This is a genomic window from Saccharothrix carnea (assembly GCF_003014735.1).
GTDB lineage: Bacteria > Actinomycetota > Actinomycetes > Mycobacteriales > Pseudonocardiaceae > Actinosynnema > Actinosynnema carneum.
Map to the genome: position 1 here is coordinate 597,215 of NZ_PYAX01000003.1, position 16,563 is coordinate 613,777.

Below are 16,563 nucleotides of genomic sequence, written 5' to 3' on the forward strand. Positions count from 1 at the left end.
GTGCACCACTGCCGCCTGCACCGCACCGCCGGAGACGGACCCCGACAAGGTGTTGCCCAGCCCGTCCGCCGGGCCCTGACCTGATCGCGACATCCGCTACCCCCGTGGCGTGTCAATTCGACCAACAACACGACCGTACGGTATGCCAGGACGGAAGACATTCCCCTACTTCGGCAATTCGCTCTCCGTTCGGACCAACGGGATCGTGACCGCGGTCACCTGATTCGATGTCGGAGTAATGAATTAGGGGTCACCCGAACGCGAGCGCGATCCGGCGGGCCGCCAGCAGCCGGGTGCGCCGGACGTCCTGGTCGATCACCGCGTCCGCGTTGCGGTCGAGGCGGTGGTAGGACTTGGCCAGCAGCCAGTGCGCGGCCTCGGCTCCTATCGGGGTCAGCGGGCCTTGTTCGGCCAGGCGGCGGCGGGCGGTGGTGACGTCGCGGGTCACGAAGGCGGTGCGGACCTCGCCGCCGGCCAGCTCGTCGATCAGGAACACCATGGCGTGCTCGGCGGCGGCGAACCGGTACGTGCAGATCAGGGCCAGGTAGCCGGCGTCGATCGAACGGTCGCAGATCCAGGCGCCGCCGACTGCCAGGGCGGGACCCGCGGGGATGACGGCGCTCGCCGCCCACTCGCGCGGGCGGCCGGTGAGCACGGCGGCCAGGACGCGCAGCAGGGCGTGGTTGCGGCGGCTGGGCAGCGACACGGCGTGCTCGATCAGGCCCGCCCAGAACTCCTCGTCGGGCCCGACGTCGGCCACCGCGCTGCTGACCGTCAGCTCGGCCTCCAGCGGGTCGAGCAGTTGCGGCAGGGCGCGGCAGCGGTGGACGACCTGTCGTTGCGCCGTGGTCAGCGGCGTCCCCTGTGGACGGTGCACCACCACGATCGGCCGCCGTTTCGGCGACTGCGTCTTCCGGCTCACCGCGCGAGGCTGGCACGTCGGGGCGCGTGCGGGCCGCAACGCGCACCGGCTGCGGCGACACCACACCCGAAAGGGGACAATCGGCAGTCGTGGACTCCCTGCGCGAGGCGTTGTGGCGGGCCGCGGCGAACCGCCGGGCCCGGCTGCCGCGCACCTCCTCCCTCCCACCGGCCGAAGTGGACGACGCGGTGCAGGCGGTGCTGAGGCGTGCCTTCGAGCACCTGTGGAAGCACGGCTGGCTGCCGTACGACGTGTACGAGGTCGTACGGCGTAACGAGGACGAGCGCGCGCTGTCGTTCCTCGTCGACTCGCTGGCGCTGGAGGCGTCCCGCTACCCCGCGCTGCACCCGCGCTGGCGCGAGCAGTTGGCGGAGATCGAGGCGACGGTCTGGTGGGACGTCGACCAGCCGCACGTCGACCAGTGGGCGAGCAGGCACATCGAGCTGCGCGACGACGCCGTGTCCGCCGCGGTGGCGGTGCTGGCGGTGCTGATCACGTTGCCGGCACTGCCGGTGATCGTGCCCGAGCCCGGGACGCCGCTGGCCGCGGTCGACCACCACCACGTGGACCCGAAGATCCTCAACCGGGTGCGGGGGCTGCTGGCCAAGGCCGAGTCGACCGCGTTCCCGGACGAGGCCGAGGCGTTGTCGGCGAAGGCGCAGGAGCTGGTGACGCGGTACGCGTTGGAGCGGATGCCCCTCGACGCGCCGACCACGACGTCGCGCCGGTTGTGGCTGGACAAGCGGTACTTCGACGGCAAGGCGCAGGTCGTGCACGTCGTCGCGGAGGCGAACCGCTGCCGGGCCGTGGTGTACGACCTGGGGTTCGTGGCGCTGGTCGGCGAGGAGCTCGACCTGGAGATCGTGGAACTGCTGTCGGCGTCGCTGCTGGTCCAGGCGACGCGGGCGATGGTCGCGGCGGGTGAGAAGGCGCGCAAGGGCGACGAAGAGCGGTCTGCGGTGTTCCGCAAGTCGTTCCTGCTGTCCTACGCGCACCGGATCGGCGAACGGCTGCGTGCGGCGAACGAGGTGCCCGACGACGACCGGCTGCTGCCCGTGCTGGCGGAGCGGAAGAAGGCGGTGGAGGAGTACTTCGGCGCGATGTTCAGCCGGACCGTGGCCAAGACGACCCCGGTGCGCAGCGCGGCGGGGTGGGACGCGGGTCGTTCGGCGGCGGACCGGGCCAACCTGTCGATCACCTGACCTGCGGTTTCACCGGAACTGTCGGTGCCCGTCCGTACCCTCTGCGTCATGACCACCGCGATGGAAGTGCGCAGGCTGTTCAACGTCACGCAGGAGACCCGGTTCCACTTCAACCACTGGTACAGCAGGCGCAAGCACGTCGTGGCGCACGTGATGGCGCACGAGTCCGTCGCCGTCCACCGGATCACCGCGGATGAGGTCGAGGCCGCGTGCCGCAGCGCGCCGCGACCGGGTCCGACCGACGTGCCGGAGATCCGGGACTGGCGGCCCGATTTCGCGTTCACGCACGTGGCTCACCACGTGGTCGAGGCGCTGGGTCGATTACCCGGATGGCCCGAGTTCCGCGAGTTCTGCGAGGCGGACGAGCGGGCGCGGGCGATGTTGTGGACGCCGGCTCGTGAGGTGATCGCCGAGGTCGGTGCGGCGGGGCGGGACGCGTTGCGCAACCGGGTCGTGTCCGAGTTCCTGGGGTTCCTGCGGGACGTGTACGTGCTCGCGGTGCTGCGCGGGCACGGGCTGGACGTGCGGGTGCACCCGTTGGCGGACACCGTGTTCCGGGTGGACGCGTGGGTGGAGCGGCTGATCCTCAACACTCGCGGCGGTCGGCAGCGGTCGGAGGAGTTGCTGGTGCACGCGATGCCGCCGTTCTTCTTCGCGGACTTGGGGGTGGGTGAGTACACGCAGGTGGGTGCGGCCGTGCTGCCGGCGCGGGCGCAGCTGGACCGTGCGGCGCGGCGGTTGCGGGACGTGCTGCACCCGGTGTGAGGCCGCGTCCGGCGTGCGCGACGGGGTGCCATCATGGCCGGGTGCCGAACCTGGAGACGACGGACGACGTCCGCGCCCGGATGAGCAAGCAGCGTTCCCGTGACACGGGCATCGAGGTGGCGTTGCGGCGTGAACTGCACCGGCTGGGGCTGCGCTACCGGGTGCACCAGCGGCCGGTGCGCGCGGTCCGGCGTGAGGCGGACGTGGTTTTCGGGCCGGCCAAGGTGGCGGTGTTCGTGGACGGGTGCTTCTGGCACGGCTGCCCGGAGCACGGCACGTGGCCCAAGCGCAACGGCGAGTTCTGGCGGACGAAGATCGAGACGAACCAGGCTCGTGACGCGAACACCGACCAGGTGCTGGCGGAGGCGGGGTGGCTCGCGGTCCGGGTGTGGGAGCACGAGGACCCGGCCGACGCGGCGAGTCGGGTGCGGACCACGGTCTTGCGGCGGCGCGGTCGGCTAGCCTGAGCTCGTGCTGTCCATGATCGACCTGTTCGCCGGCTGCGGCGGCATGACCTCCGGGTTCGCCGCGGCGGGCGGCTACCGGCCGGTCATGGCGGTCGAGTGGGACCTGCACGCGGCAGCCACGTACGCGGCGAACTTCGGCGACGACCACATCCGCTGGTCGGACATCGCGGCCGTGCCGGACAGCGAGATCCCCGAGGTCGACGTGATCGTGGGTGGTCCGCCGTGCCAGGGTTTCTCGAACCTGGGCTCGAAGGACGTCGACGACCCGCGCAACTCGCTGTGGCGCGAATACCTGCGGTTCGTGCGGCGGGCCCGGCCGGCGGTGTTCGTGATCGAGAACGTCGACCGGTTCCTGGCGTCGACGGAGTTCGCGTTGCTGCAGGCCGAGACCGAGGGCTACGAGCTGAGCTACGGCATCCTGCTGGCGGCGGATTTCGGCGTGCCGCAGCGACGTCGGCGGACGATCGTGATCGGCTCGCGGATCGGGCCGATCCCGTTGCCGACCGCAACGCACCCGCGTGGGCGTTGGCACACGGTGGGTGACGTGCTGCGCGGGCTGCCGGAACGGCCGGTGACGACCGCGTTGCCGGACTCGGTGGTGGAGTTCTTCGGGCGGGAGCTGCCCGGGCCGTTCAAGAGCCCGGACTTGCACATCGGTCGCAACCCCACGCCGTTGTCGCTGGAGCGGTACCGCCACGTCCCGCCGGGCGGCGGCCGGTTCGACGTGCCGCAGCACCTGCTGCCCCGGTGCTGGCGGGAGAAGAAGACCGGCACCACGGACGTGATGGGCCGGATGCGGTGGGACGAGCCGTCGCTGACCATCCGCACCGAGTTCTACAAGCCGGAGAAGGGCCGCTACCTGCACCCGCAGTGGGAGCCGGGCGAGGACGGCCACCGGGTCGACCGGCCGATCACGCACCTGGAGGCGGCGCGGCTGCAGTCGTTCCCGGACTCGTTCGAGTGGTGCGGCACGAAGGTCGAGGTGGCGAGGCAGATCGGCAACGCCGTACCGCCGTCGCTGGCCAGGGCCATCGCCGAGCACCTCAAGCCGTACCTGACGGGCGCCGAACCGACCGCGCCCAGTTGCCCGCTCTGCCGCTGACGCCTCGTCTCCCCCGAAATTGTCAGACCCCTCCGCTAACGTCATCACCATGACGACAACCACGTACGAGAACGCGGTCCGCATCGGCTCCACCACCTACCAGGTGGTGGCCACCGCCGACCCGGACCTTTCCGTCGACCTGACCGGTGTGGACACCTCGGGCGCCCTGGTGGCCGAGGGCACCATCCACCTGCCCGCCAGCGCGGGCGCGAAGATCGGCAAGCTGCTGGCCCAGGTGCTGGAGGCGTTGGCCAGGCTCAGCACACCGGCCCTGCCCGCGCCACGCGACCGCCCGGCCAACGCCAACCAGCCGTGGACGCCGGACCTGGACGCGGCTCTGCGCACCGAGTGGCTGGCCGCGACCACCGAGACCCCGACCGCCGAGCTGATCCGTTCGATCGCGCGGCGGCTGGAACGCTCACCCACCTCGATCAGGTCACGTCTGGCGAGGGTGGGCTGCGACCCGGACGTGCCGGGTCGGGCGCTGTCCGCCGAGGGCGCGCAGGTGTTCCACGTTCAGGGTCGGGATCAGGGGCGGGTCAGGGGCAAACCCGATTCGGGAGGGGAAGGCGTGGAGTGATGCTCGTGGTGGACGCGTAGGGCGAGGAAAGGACCTCTCGTGGAGATCACCGGGCTCATCTCGGCGCTCATCATCGGCGTGATCGTCGGTGGCCTGGGACGGCTGGTCGTGCCGGGCAGGCAGAAGGTCTCGATGGTGATGACGCTCCTGGTCGGTATCGCGGCGGCCCTGGCGGGCACGTTCGCGGCGTCGACCATCGGCGTCTCGGACACCGCGGGCATCGACTGGATCGAACTGGCCCTCCAGGTGGGCCTGGCCGCCATCGGCGTCACCACCCTGGCCCGCAAGAAGTCCCACCAACCCCACTGACCAAACCCATCGACCACCGGCAGGCCGCCCGGTCCAACCCCGCCCGGCCTGCCACCCACAACCATCACCCGGTTTGGCCCGGCTCGGCCCGGGCCCGGTTCGGCTGGCACGGCTGGGCCAGCTCGGTTGGTTGGGTGACGAGCGTGGGCGGGAAGGGGTGGGCGGAGGCGGTTGGGGTGGGGGCGGGTTGGGGGTTGAGGTTGGGTGGGCGCATAGTGCTGGGGTGTTGGTGTTGCACGCGTTGGGCGTGAGTGGCGGGCGGGTTGGGGTTTGGGTCGAGGATTCGGCGTTGCCGGAGCGGGTTGGTGGGCGGTTGCCGCGGCGGGCGGTTGGGCATCCGTTCGCGGTTGGTGGGGAGGGGCTTGGGCGGTTGGTCGGGGTTGGGGGTGAGGTTGGGGAGGTCGTGATTCGGTTGCCCTCGTATGCCGGTGGGCCGGTGGGGTCTCCCGAGTTGGTTCGGGAGGACGGGGGTGCTCGGCGAGGGGTGGTTCGGTGGCGGGAGTGGGTGGTTCCCGTGGTGTGGGTGGAGGGGGTGGTTCCGCAGTCGCCGCCCGATTGTCGGGGTGGGGCTTCGTGGAAGTTCCTGGGTGATGTGCAGGAGTTCGTGAGGGATCTCGTGCGGCGGGGCCGGGTTTTGCCTGCGGTCGACGGGGATGGGGTGGCGCGGTGGCGGGCGGTGTTGGCGGGGGTGGACTCTCTTCGTCACGCGGCGTTGCGGGCGGGTATGCCGCCGTCGTTCCGTGGTGGTGATGGGCCTGGTGACTTGGTTCAGGAAGTGGTGGACCGGGCGGTTGACCGTGAGGTCAGGGTGGCGCTGCGGGGTGTGGACGCCGGTGGTGACGGGGTGGTGGGGCGGTGGTTGGCCGGGTTGGTGGGTGAGCCGCGGGTGGTCGGGGATGCCGGGGCGTTGCGGTCGAAGTTGGCGGCTTGGCGGGCCAGTGGGCTGCAGGAGAGTCCTGTTCGGACGTGTTTTCGGCTCAGCTCGCCCGACCAGGGCGGTATGACGAAGGACGGGTGGCGGGTCGAGTTCCTGTTGCAGGCGGTGGACGAGCCGAGTGTGGTGGTGACCGTCGAACAGCTGTGGCACAAGCAGGACGCGGTGCTGCGGCGGTGGGTGAGCCGGCCTGAGGACGTGTTGCTCGGCGACCTGGGCCGGGCGGGGCGGCTCTACCCGGCGTTGGATCGGGCGCTCTCCGCACGACGACCGGTCGAGCTGGAGCTGGACGTCGAGGGCGCCTACGACTTCCTGCAGCACGCGGCGGTGTTGGCGGAGGCCGGCTACGGCGTGATGCTGCCCTCGTGGTGGCGTCAGCCCCACCGGCTCGGGCTCCGGCTCACGGCCACCAGTCGCGGCACGGCGGGGCAGGTGGCGAAGGAGAGCGAACTCGGGCTGAAGGTCCTCGTCGACTACCGGTGGGAACTGGCGGTCGGCGACGAACGGCTGACCGAGGCCGAACTGCAGTCACTGGCCGAGGCGAAGGTGCCGCTGGTCCGGGTCCGCGGCCAGTGGGTGCACGTCGACCCGAAACGCCTCGCCGCGGGCCTCGCGTTCCTGAAGCGGGGCGGCGGGCAGATGACGGCCGCCCAGGTCCTGCTGCACTCGGGCCTGCACCCGGAGGACGCCGACCTGCCGCTCCCGCTGAACGGCGTCAGCGCCACCGGCTGGCTCGGCGACCTGCTGTCCGGCGAGGTGGAGCACCACCTCGAACCGGTCGAGTCGCCGAGAGGGTTGGTCGCCGAACTGCGGCCGTACCAGAAGCGCGGCCTGGCCTGGCTCGCGTTCCTCGACCGGCTGGGCCTGGGCGCGTGCCTGGCCGACGACATGGGCCTCGGCAAGACCGTGCAGCTGCTGGCGCTGGAAGCGCACAACCGCGCCCACGGCAAGAGGCTGCCGACGTTGCTGGTCTGCCCGATGTCGGTGGTCGGCAACTGGCAGCGCGAGGCCGCCCGCTTCACGCCCGACCTGGAGGTTCGCGTCTACCACGGCGCCGACCGGGCCCTCGACACCGACTGCGACCTGGTCATCACCACCTACGCGGTCGTCGCGCGGGACGCCGGGAAGCTCGCCGAGGTCAGCTGGGACCGGGTCGTGCTGGACGAGGCGCAGAACATCAAGAACAGCTCCACCCGGCAGTCGAAGGTGGTGCGCGCGTTGCCCGCCCGGCACCGGGTCGCGCTGACCGGCACACCGGTGGAGAACCGGCTGGCCGAGCTGTGGTCGATCATGGACTTCGTCAACCCCGGCGTCCTGGGCACGGTCAACACGTTCCGCGCCCGCTTCGCCGTCCCCATCGAGCGCCACCACGACGAGGACGCCGCCGTCCGCCTGCGCCGGATCACCGGCCCGTTCGTGCTCCGCAGGCTCAAGACCGACCCGCGGATCATCACCGACCTGCCGGACAAGATCGAGGTCAAGCAGCTGTGCACGCTGACACCCGAACAGGCCACGCTCTACCAGGCCGTGGTCGACGACATGCTGGCCAAGATCGCCGAGGCGGAGGGCGTCCAGCGCAAGGGCCTGGTCCTGGCCACGATGTCCCGCCTCAAGCAGGTCTGCAACCACCCGGCGCAGCTCCTCGGTGACGGCTCGCGCGTCGCCGGCCGCTCCGGCAAGCTCACCCGGCTGGAGGAGATCCTCGACGAGGCGCTGGCCGATGGCGACAAGGCGTTGTGCTTCACCCAGTTCACCGCCTTCGGCTCCCTGGTCGTGCCGCACCTGGCCGCGCGCTTCGACACCGAGGTCCTCTACCTGCACGGCGGCACGCCGAAGCGGCAGCGCGACGAGATGGTCCGGCGGTTCCAGGCCGAGGACGGCCCGTCGATCTTCGTGCTGTCGCTGAAGGCCGGCGGCACGGGGCTGAACCTGACCGCCGCCAACCACGTCATCCACCTCGACCGCTGGTGGAACCCGGCGGTGGAGGACCAGGCCACCGACCGCGCGTTCCGCATCGGCCAGCGCAACCACGTGCAGGTGCGCAAGTTCGTCTGCGTCGGCACGCTGGAGGAGCGGATCGACCGGATGATCGAGGAGAAGCGGGGGTTGGCGCACCTCGTGGTCGGCGCGGGCGAGGACTGGCTGACCGAGCTGTCGACCGGTGAGCTGCGCGACCTGTTCGCCCTGTCCGGGGAGGCCATCGGTGACTGACTGGCACGGGTACCGCCCGCCGTCGCGCCCCATCCGGGTCGAAGGCGGCCTCACGCTGCGCAGCAAGCGGGGTGACATCGCGCGGACGTGGTGGTCGCGCCGGTTCCTTGAGGTGCTGGAGTCGTTCGGCATGGCCGCCCGACTCGCCCGCGGCCGCACGTACGCGCGCACGGGCCAGGTGATGAGCCTGTCCCTGTCCACCAGCCTGGTCGTCGCGCTGGTGACCGGCACCCGCCCGGAGCCGTACCGGGCGCGGATCGGGGTGCGGAAGTTCAGCGACGACGACTGGCGGCGCATCGAGCACGCGTTGGCCGACCAGGCGATCTTCGCGGCCAAGCTGCTGGCGGGCGAGATGCCGCCGGAGATCGAGGACGTGTTCCGCGACCTCGGCCTCACCCTGTTCCCCGGCACGATGCGCGAGCTGCACATGGACTGCACGTGCCCGGACTGGGAAGTGCCGTGCAAGCACCTCGCCGCCACCTGCTACCTGCTCGCCGAGTCGTTCGACACCGACCCGTTCGAGATCCTGGCCTGGCGCGGGCGGTCCCGCGAAGACCTGCTGGACCGGCTCCGCGACCTGCGCGCCCCCATCCCGCCCCACGAGCCCGAGGCACGCCGGGAACCGCCGGACGACTCGTTCGAGGCCTTCTGGGCACGCCCGAAGGTCGCCGACGTCGTGCCGGACGTCCTCGAACCGACCACCCGGCGCCCGGACGCCCTGCTCGACCAGCTGGAACCGCTCGTCGTGGACGGCCGTTCGGTGACCGACGCACTGCGCCCGCTCTACCGGCGGCTGGCGAAGTAGCCGAAGCAGCACACTCCCGTCCGGGTGCGAGCAGCCGAATAAGTTACCGACTGGTAGCGTGCGGCGGCGACGAAGGGAGAACCCCGGTGCTGTTCGACCCGAACACCCACGACTTCGGACACCTGGACGCGGAGAGCCGCCGCCTGCTGCGCGCGACCGTCGACTGGTTCGAGGAGCGCGGCAAGCGCCGCCTGATCGCCGACGACCAGGCCAAGGTCTGGTACACCGAGTTCCTCGACTTCGTCGCGCGCGAGAAGCTGTTCGCGACCTTCTGCACGCCCGCGACCGAGGCGGGCGGCGACCCCCACAAGCGCTGGGACGCCGCCCGCAACGCCGCGCTGAGCGAGGTCCTCGGCTTCTACGGCCTCCAGTACTGGTACGCCTGGCAGGTCACCGTGCTCGGTCTGGGCCCGATCTGGATGAGCGACAACGCCGCGGCCCGCGAGAAGGCCGCCGAACTCCTCGACCGGGGCGCGGTGTTCGCGTTCGGGCTCTCGGAGAAGGAGCACGGCGCGGACGTCTACTCCACCGACATGGTCCTCACGCCGACCGCCACCGGCTTCACCGCGACCGGCGGTAAGTACTACATCGGCAACGGCAACGTGGCCGGCATGGTGTCGGTCTTCGGCCGCCGCGCGGACGTCGAGGGCCCGGACGGGTACGTGTTCTTCGCCGTCGACTCCCAGCACGAGAAGTTCACGCTGGTCAAGAACATCGTGGACTCGCAGATGTTCGTCAGCGAGTTCCGCCTGGACGACTACCCGGTCACCGCGGACGACGTCCTGCACACCGGGCCGGACGCGTTCAGCGCCGCCCTGAACACGGTCAACGTGGGCAAGTTCAACCTGTGCACGGCCTCGATCGGCATCGACGAGCACGCGTTCTACGAGGCCGTCACCCACGCCCACAACCGGATCCTGTACGGCAAGCGGGTCACCGACTTCCCGCACGTCCGGCAGAGCTTCGTGGACGCCTACGCCCGCCTCACGGCCATGAAGCTGTTCGCCGACCGCTCGGTGGACTACTTCCGCGGCGCCTCCCCCGAGGACCGCCGCTACCTGCTGTTCAACCCGATCACCAAGATGAAGGTCACCAGCGAAGGTGAACGGGTCCTCGACCTGCTCTGGGACGTGATCGCGGCCAAGGGGTTCGAGAAGGACACCTACTTCTCCATGGCGGCCCGCGACATCCGCGCGCTGCCCAAGCTGGAGGGCACGGTCCACGTGAACCTGGCCCTCGTGCTCAAGTTCATGCCGAACTACCTGTTCCACCCCACCGCGTACCCCGAGGTCGCGACCAGGCACGACCCGGCGGACGACGACTTCTTCTGGCACCAGGGCCCGGCCCGCGGCCTCGGGCAGGTCCGGTTCCACGACTGGGAGACCGCCTACCGCGAGCACGCGCACGTGCCCAACGTCGCCCGCTTCCACGAGCAGGCCCGGGCACTGCGGACCCTGCTCACCACCGCCGCGCCGGACGACGAGCAGCAGAAGGACCTGGACTTCCTGCTCAACCTCGGCCACCTGTTCACACTGGTCGTCTACGGCCAGTTGGTGCTGGAGCAGGCCCGGATCACCGACCTGGAGGCCGACGTGCTGGACCAGGTGTTCGACGTCCTGGTGCGCGACTTCTCGGCTTATGCGGTCGCGTTGCACGGAAAGGCGTCGTCAACGGAGGCGCAGCAGCGGTGGGCGGTCGAGCAGGTCCGCAAGCCCTTGGTCGACCAGGCCCGCTTCGAACGCGTCTGGAGCAAGGTGGCGGCGTTGTCGGGGGCCTACGAAATGCGCCCGTGAGCCGATCACGGCAAGGCAACGGCACCACTCGGCACCACTCCGACCGGACGGTGCCGCACACGTCCTTGCGGCTTAACGCGCACCCTCCGGGCGAAGATGCGTCTTGACTGGTGAGTGCGCGTCCGTGTTTCGTCGTCAGCTACCGACGAACCGGAGGGAATCGCGCGCATGACCGCGTCCAAGGCACTGCGGGCCCTGCGGGAGGCGATCGTGCTGGAGCACCTGGAGTCCGAGAACGAGCACGAGTTCGACACCGCGGTCGGGGCCTTCGACCACCCGCGGTGCGAGATCGTGGCGACCGGGCAGGTGTTCGACGGTCGGGCCGAGGTGGCCGGGTACTACGCCCGCGTCCGCGACGAGTTCCCGGACCGGCGCAGCACGCTGGTCGAGCTGCACCACGCCGACGACGCGGTGATCGTGGAACTGGAGCTGCGGGGCACCCACCTGGGCAGTCTCCGCGGCGAGGAGCCCGCGGGGCGGGCCTACCGGGTGCGCACGACGGTGTTCTTCGTCTTCGACGACGCCCGGCTGGTCGGCAAGCGGGTGTACGGCGAGCACGTCGGCGAGGCGCCCGCGCTGACGAGCTGAACGAGACGATTCAGGCCGCCACCCCCGCTGCTGCGAGGGGTGGCGGCCCGAAAAGATCGAGGTCCTGGTGGTGACCCCGATTAGGTCAGAGCGGTCGAACCGTCTGCGCCTGCGGGCCCTTCTGGCCCTGGCCGATCTCGAACTCCACCCGCTGGTTCTCTTCCAGGGTGCGGTAGCCGTTGCTCTGGATCTCCGAGTAGTGCACGAACACGTCGGCGCCACCGTTGTCCGGGGAGATGAAGCCGAAGCCCTTCTCCGCGTTGAACCACTTGACGGTGCCCTGAACTGCCATCTTGCTACTTCTCCTCTAACAGGTGCCGGATCGCGCTTGCGACCACCGGGTCAGCTAGGGCCCCGGCCCCTCCTGGCGAGGAAAGTTCGGCGCCCGCAACTCCGTTCCGCGAGCGTGGTGGAACACGAACACAGAAAGGTACGACCGAAGACAGTCAACCATGAGATCCCGCCGGCAGTCGAGCGGAAGAATGCGGCGAGTCGCACTGCTACCGTGGGCGAGGTTGCGATCACAGGGGGTCCCCGATGCCTGAACCGATGCTGGTCTCCATCGCCGCTTCGCTCGCCACGCGGGCGGTCGCGGGCTTGTACGAGCTGGTCCGGGCGAAGTTCGCCGACGACCCCGTCGCGACCGCGGCGCTCGCCGCCGCCGAAGGCGCGGCCGAGGACTCGCCGCAGGTCGCGGCACTGAGCGAGACGTTGGAGCGGGCCGTCCAGGCCGATCCTGCCTTCGGGGCCGAACTGCGCGCCCACCACGCCGTCACGCAGACCGGCCGGGTGAACAACCAGATCTCCGGCACGGTGCACGGCACGGTCGTGCAGGCGGGCGACGTCACGGGTGGCATCAACCTCAAGTAGCCCCGGCGGGTGAAGATGGGGAGGTGTACGCGCTCCACCTGCCCCAGTCCCGGCTGCTGTTCTTCTTCGTCGGCCTGGTGCTCACCTTCGTCTTCATCCGGATCAGCGTCCGCCTGATCCGGGCGAAGGTCCGCTGGTGGCCGGGCAACATCACCTCTGGTGGCACGCACATCCACCACGTGGTGTTCGGCGCGGTCTTCATGCTGCTCGGCGGCGTGATCGGGTTGGCCGTGCCGGACGACCAGCACGGGGTGCGGGTTGCCGCAGCCGCGTTGCTGGGCGTGGGCGCGGCCCTCGTGCTCGACGAGTTCGCGCTGATCCTGCACCTGCGCGACGTGTACTGGACCAAGGACGGCCGGCTGTCGGTCGACGCGGTGTTCCTGGCCATCGGGATGACCGGTCTGCTGCTGCTCGGCGCCCGGCCGCTGGGCTACGACGAGTTCTACGGCGAGGGCGTCGCCCTGCGCGTGCTGATCATCCTGGTCAACCTCGGGTTCGCCATCGTGGCGCTGCTCAAGGGCAAGGTGTGGACCGGGCTGCTCGGGCTGCTGGTGCCCGTGCTGCCGGAGATCGGCGCGGTGCGGCTGGCCCGGCCGGGCTCGCCGTGGGCCCGCTGGCGGTACACCGAGGGCTCCCGCAAGCTGCGCAAGGCCTACCGCCGGGAGGCCCGGATCCGCCAGCCGCTGATCCGGGCGAAGATCCGGGTGCAGGAGTTCATCTCCGGCCGGCACGACGAAGAGGCTTAGCCCTCCTCGAAGGCGTTCGTCAGCCACCGCACCGGACGGCCGGTGAACAGCACGAACGTGCCCGACGGTGCGGCGGTCTCCGACTCGGCGAACGCCCGCGCGTCGGCTTCGGGCATGTACCGGCTCGCGACGGCGACCACCTCGTCGGTCGACGGCGCCCGGTCGGCCCGCTCCACCACGCACTCGGCGGTCGCGTACCGGTACGGGTAGGTCGCCTGCTGCACGTTGAGGCTGAAGGCGCCCGCGCGTTCCAGCAGCCGGATCTTGCGCGCCGTGCGGCCCTGCGTGCCGGTGAAGAACGAGACGCGGCCGTCCCGGTAGGCGTAGAACACCGGCACGAGCAGCGGCGGCCGGTCCTCGGCCGCGACGCCGAGCACGGCGACGTGCGGCAGGCCGAGGAACTCGTCGCGTTCGGCTTCGGTCAGGACGCGGTCCACGTCGGGTCACACCTCGTATTCGTCGCGCAGGCGCAGCCACGCCATGGTCGGGGTCTGCGGCCAGCCCTCGGGTGAGTCCTCCCACTGCTCCTGGCGGCCGTACGGCGTCAGGTCGAGCAGGTTGAAGTCCAACCTGAGCCGGTCGACACCGCGCCCGGTGGTGAAGTAGGTGCGGAACACCTCGTCGCCGTCGCGCAGGAACACGCTCAGCCCGAAGCCGCCGCCCAGGCCGAGTTCGTCGTAGAACGCCTGGCCGGACGAGTACCAGGGCACGGTCCAGCCCATCCGCTCGCGCACGGCGGCGATCTCGTCCTGCGGCGCGCGCGACATCAGGATCAACGTGGTGTCGCGGGCGTTGAGGTGGGTCTGATCGCCGAGGTTGTCGGTGAACGAGCAGCAACCCGAGCACAGCCAGTCCTGGCCCGGCGCGAGCATGTGGTGGTAGGCGACGAGCTGGCGGCGTCCCGCGAACAGGTCCGTGAGGCCGACCACGGCGCCGTCCGGCGCGGTGAACTCGTGGTCGGTGCTCAGCCGCACCATGGGCAACCTGCGCCGTTCGGCGGCCAGCGCGTCCAGCGCGCGGGTCAGCTCCTTCTCCTTGACCAGCAGGTCGTCGCGGGCGGCCTGCCAATCCCGCGGCGAGACGACGGTCGGTCGAGCCATCACACACCTCCAAGTTCCTTGAGGGAACTCACCCTAGCGCGGTCCGTTCCCTGAAGGAACCCTAAGCGCTAGACTCGAGTCGTGCAGCGGACCAGGTTCGGCGACATGACCTGCTCGATCGCGCGCACCATGGACGTCGTCGGCGAGCCGTGGTCACCGCTGATCCTGCGGGACGTCTACGTGGGCATCTCCCGCTTCGACCAGCTCCAGGAAGACCTCGGCATCTCCCGCAAGGTGCTCGCCGAACGGTTGAAGTGGCTGCTGGAGCAGGGTGTGCTGGAACGGCGCGAGTACTCGGCCAAGCCGCCGCGCCACGAGTACGTGCTCACGCCGAAGGGCACCGAGCTGGTCGAGCTGCTGATGGTGATGGTGCGCTGGGGCGACCGCTGGACGGCGGGGGAGGCGGGCCCACCCGCGCTCTACCGCCACCACGCGTGCGGCCGCATCGCCCACGTGGAACTGCACTGCTCCGAGTGCGGTGAGCCGATGGGCCCGGACGGCATCGACGTGCTGCCCGGCCCCGGCGCCGCCGTGCCACCTGAACCCGCAGCCGGCCGGGACCGCGCTAGCTGACCAGGATGCCCAGCTCGGCGCAGTCGTCCGCGGTGTCGCCCGCGCACAGGTCCACCGGCTTGACCACGCTCTCGGCCACCAGCCCGCGCACGTTGTCCCGGGTGATCAGGTCCGCGCCCAGCAGCACCGACTTCACGTCCCGCTTCGCCACCAGGTCGCGGGTGTTGCCGGTGGCCAGGTCGTCCGCGCCGCTGAGGTCGCCGCGGGCCACCGCGATGGCCAGTCGAGCCGCTGCCTCGGCTTCGTCGCGGATCGGCTTGTAGACCGTCATGCACTGCTCGCCGCGCAGGATCGACCGCAGGCCCTCCACCGTGGCGTCCTGGCCGGTCACCGGCACCCGCCCGGCCAGGCCCTCGGCCTTGAGCACCTCGATCGCCGCGCCCGCCAGCCCGTCGTTGGCCGCGACCACGCCGTCCACCGCGCCGCCGGCCGCCGCCAGCATCTGCTCGAACGCGGCCTTGCCGAGCACCGGGTCCCACTTGTCGATGGGCTTGCTGTCGACCAGTCGCAACGCGCCCGTGTCGTACTTGGGGCCGAGCGTGCGGCGCTGGCCGTCGAAGAACAGGGTGGCGTTGTTGTCCGTGGGCGCGCCCTGCAGCTCGATGATCCGCGCGCCCGACTTGTCGCCCAGGCACCTCAGCAGGCCCTCGGCCTGCAACTCGCCGACGTTGAGGTTGTCGAACGACACGTAGTAGTCGGCCTGGCCGCCCAGGCTGATCCGGTCGTAGTTGATGACCGGGATGCCCGCTTCCCTGGCCTTGCGCTCGACCGCCGCGCCGCCCTCGGGGCTCAGCGGCGTCGTCATGAGCACCTTCACGTTCCGGGCGATCATCTCGTCGGCGATGCTGGCGAACTTGGCCTCGTCACCGTCCGCGTTCTCGATCAGGCCCTCGACGCCCGCGAAGTTCAACGCCTGCAGCAGCAGCGGCCGGTCCTGCTCCTCCCACCGGTCCGACGACGAGCGGTCCGGCAGGATCACGCCGACGACCGGTTTGGGCGCACGGTTGCCGGTCTGCGGCGCCAGCGGGTCGACGGCCGAGCCGCAGGCGCCGACGAACAGGACGAGCACACCGCAGGACACGGCTCGGACCAGCCTTCGCATTCGCCAACCCCTTGCCCGGCAACATCGTCGTGGACGGCTGAAATACGGAATGTTGCGGAATTCCATCCCTTGGGGAGCAGGTTCGTCAAGACGTAGCAACCCGACAGCGCCAAATGGTCTGTAACATTCGATGCACCGACCTCTCCGGACCCCTGAAACCCCAGCTCACCCCCCTACCCAGGGCCGGACGTCACGCTGTGCACTCGATCGGCTACAAAAGACGCAGTGTCGCGGGTCGGCGCTTGATCACGTAATTTGTACGCAAAGGTGGCGCCGACCGATCCCGGTCGGGTGTGTGAGGAGAAGACAGCGTGAGAATCATCCCCGCAGCGCTGATGGCCGCGACCGCAGCGGCCCTGCTCGCCTTGGGCGCCGGAACAGCCGTCGGCGCCGGAGAAGTCGCACAGGACCAGACCGTCGTCGATGTCGCTGAGTCGTCCGGGACCACCTGGGCGATCGCCTTCCAGGACAACCGCGACTGGTAGCCGGGCGTG

19 protein-coding genes are annotated in these 16,563 nt (G+C 70.5%); 14 read left to right on the plus strand and 5 right to left on the minus strand.

The window, feature by feature from the left end:
• Positions 1–250: 250 nt before the first annotated feature.
• A complete protein-coding gene (locus tag B0I31_RS11065) occupies positions 251–922 on the minus strand; it encodes a hypothetical protein (protein ID WP_245949804.1) in 672 nt (223 codons plus the stop codon).
• An 89-nt stretch (positions 923–1,011) separates the two neighbouring features.
• Between B0I31_RS11065 and B0I31_RS11070 the strand changes: the two genes are divergently transcribed.
• The 10 genes from B0I31_RS11070 (at position 1,012) to B0I31_RS11115 (ending at position 11,678) form a co-directional block, all read left to right on the plus strand.
• Positions 1,012–2,124, plus strand: a complete 1,113-nt coding sequence (locus B0I31_RS11070) for a DUF2786 domain-containing protein (RefSeq protein ID WP_106615212.1) — start codon at positions 1,012–1,014, stop codon at positions 2,122–2,124.
• A gap of 48 nt (positions 2,125–2,172) precedes the next feature.
• On the plus strand, positions 2,173–2,889 hold the full coding sequence (locus B0I31_RS11075; RefSeq protein WP_106615213.1) for a hypothetical protein: 717 nt from the start codon (positions 2,173–2,175) through the stop codon (positions 2,887–2,889).
• Between the two features lie 80 nt (positions 2,890–2,969).
• Positions 2,970–3,356, plus strand: coding sequence for a very short patch repair endonuclease (locus B0I31_RS11080; RefSeq protein WP_106615438.1), 387 nt, complete (start codon positions 2,970–2,972; stop codon positions 3,354–3,356).
• Between the two features lie 13 nt (positions 3,357–3,369).
• Positions 3,370–4,458: a DNA cytosine methyltransferase gene (locus tag B0I31_RS11085; RefSeq protein ID WP_106615439.1), complete on the plus strand. Its 1,089-nt coding sequence runs from the start codon at positions 3,370–3,372 to the stop codon at positions 4,456–4,458.
• Positions 4,459–4,507: 49 nt separating this feature from the next.
• Positions 4,508–5,038 carry a hypothetical protein gene (locus tag B0I31_RS11090; protein ID WP_106615214.1) on the plus strand — a complete coding sequence of 177 codons (531 nt, stop codon included), beginning with the start codon at positions 4,508–4,510 and terminating at the stop codon, positions 5,036–5,038.
• A gap of 39 nt (positions 5,039–5,077) precedes the next feature.
• Positions 5,078–5,347, plus strand: coding sequence for a GlsB/YeaQ/YmgE family stress response membrane protein (locus B0I31_RS11095; RefSeq protein ID WP_106615215.1), 270 nt, complete (start codon positions 5,078–5,080; stop codon positions 5,345–5,347).
• 778 nt (positions 5,348–6,125) lie between these two features.
• Positions 6,126–8,492: a DEAD/DEAH box helicase gene (locus B0I31_RS11100; RefSeq protein ID WP_245949805.1), complete on the plus strand. Its 2,367-nt coding sequence runs from the start codon at positions 6,126–6,128 to the stop codon at positions 8,490–8,492.
• A complete protein-coding gene (locus B0I31_RS11105) occupies positions 8,485–9,297 on the plus strand; it encodes an SWIM zinc finger family protein (protein ID WP_106615217.1) in 813 nt (270 codons plus the stop codon). Before B0I31_RS11100 ends, B0I31_RS11105 begins: the two co-directional genes overlap by 8 nt.
• 86 nt (positions 9,298–9,383) lie before the next feature.
• Positions 9,384–11,090: an acyl-CoA dehydrogenase family protein gene (locus B0I31_RS11110; RefSeq protein ID WP_106615218.1), complete on the plus strand. Its 1,707-nt coding sequence runs from the start codon at positions 9,384–9,386 to the stop codon at positions 11,088–11,090.
• 168 nt (positions 11,091–11,258) lie between these two features.
• Positions 11,259–11,678 (plus strand): ester cyclase, encoded by a 420-nt coding sequence (locus B0I31_RS11115; protein ID WP_106615219.1) that lies wholly within the window; start codon positions 11,259–11,261, stop codon positions 11,676–11,678.
• An 85-nt stretch (positions 11,679–11,763) separates the two neighbouring features.
• On the opposite strand, the gene cspE is transcribed toward B0I31_RS11115, so the two are convergent.
• Complete coding sequence (gene cspE, locus B0I31_RS11120; RefSeq protein WP_053717138.1) at positions 11,764–11,970, minus strand: transcription antiterminator/RNA stability regulator CspE; 207 nt, start codon at positions 11,968–11,970, stop codon at positions 11,764–11,766.
• Between the two features lie 245 nt (positions 11,971–12,215).
• Here cspE and B0I31_RS11125 point away from each other — a divergent pair, with 245 nt between their 5' ends.
• Together B0I31_RS11125 and B0I31_RS11130 are read left to right on the plus strand one after the other, a co-directional pair.
• The gene (locus B0I31_RS11125) at positions 12,216–12,548 is read left to right on the plus strand and encodes a hypothetical protein (RefSeq protein WP_106615220.1); all 333 of its coding nucleotides are present in this window, start codon (positions 12,216–12,218) and stop codon (positions 12,546–12,548) included.
• A 23-nt stretch (positions 12,549–12,571) separates the two neighbouring features.
• A complete protein-coding gene (locus B0I31_RS11130) occupies positions 12,572–13,294 on the plus strand; it encodes a hypothetical protein (RefSeq protein WP_106615221.1) in 723 nt (240 codons plus the stop codon).
• Here the strand turns inward: B0I31_RS11130 and B0I31_RS11135 are convergent.
• Entirely contained in the window at positions 13,291–13,731 is a 441-nt protein-coding gene (locus B0I31_RS11135) for a pyridoxamine 5'-phosphate oxidase family protein (protein ID WP_106615222.1), read from the minus strand. The two genes, B0I31_RS11130 and B0I31_RS11135, sit on opposite strands and share 4 nt — an antisense overlap.
• A 6-nt stretch (positions 13,732–13,737) precedes the next feature.
• The gene (locus B0I31_RS11140; RefSeq protein ID WP_106615223.1) at positions 13,738–14,394 is read right to left on the minus strand and encodes a DUF899 domain-containing protein; all 657 of its coding nucleotides are present in this window, start codon (positions 14,392–14,394) and stop codon (positions 13,738–13,740) included.
• An 81-nt stretch (positions 14,395–14,475) separates the two neighbouring features.
• Here B0I31_RS11140 and B0I31_RS11145 point away from each other — a divergent pair, with 81 nt between their 5' ends.
• Positions 14,476–14,967, plus strand: a complete 492-nt coding sequence (locus tag B0I31_RS11145; RefSeq protein WP_106615224.1) for a winged helix-turn-helix transcriptional regulator — start codon at positions 14,476–14,478, stop codon at positions 14,965–14,967.
• Here the strand turns inward: B0I31_RS11145 and B0I31_RS11150 are convergent.
• Complete coding sequence (locus tag B0I31_RS11150) at positions 14,960–16,069, minus strand: sugar ABC transporter substrate-binding protein (protein WP_106615225.1); 1,110 nt, start codon at positions 16,067–16,069, stop codon at positions 14,960–14,962. The genes B0I31_RS11145 and B0I31_RS11150 overlap by 8 nt on opposite strands.
• 311 nt (positions 16,070–16,380) lie before the next feature.
• Here B0I31_RS11150 and B0I31_RS40520 point away from each other — a divergent pair, with 311 nt between their 5' ends.
• Complete coding sequence (locus B0I31_RS40520) at positions 16,381–16,554, plus strand: hypothetical protein (RefSeq protein ID WP_181320102.1); 174 nt, start codon at positions 16,381–16,383, stop codon at positions 16,552–16,554.
• Positions 16,555–16,563 lie beyond the last annotated feature (9 nt).